The organism is Bacillus cereus group sp. BfR-BA-01355, from assembly GCF_022663675.1.
GTDB classification, from domain to species: Bacteria; Bacillota; Bacilli; order Bacillales; family Bacillaceae_G; genus Bacillus_A; species Bacillus_A thuringiensis_S.
In genome coordinates this window covers 1-219 of the sequence record NZ_JAKUFY010000500.1, presented here as the reverse complement: position 1 = coordinate 219, position 219 = coordinate 1, and the positions used below count along the sequence as shown (strand labels likewise).

Genomic DNA, 219 nt, shown 5'->3' with positions numbered 1-219 from the left:
ACATGAATCATCGCAAGAGCCGCCGTGTCCGTGAGGGAAGAATTCGCATTTTTTACAGTAACATCGTTTAGTCCAGTAAAATTTCTTTTCAAAACGTACACATTTTGTAACGAAAGTACAATGTTTTCTACGCGTACGTTTTGTAACTAAAACGCATTCTTTTCTACGTGTTACTTTCGTAACGAACGTCCATTTTTGAACGCGTACACGAGTACATTT

The 219-nt window shown here is 37.9% G+C and carries 1 pseudogene; it reads right to left on the bottom strand.

What is annotated here, in order from left to right:
- A pseudogene (gene exsB, locus MR167_RS32640) lies at positions 1-219 on the bottom strand (exosporium protein ExsB); the annotation flags it as partial.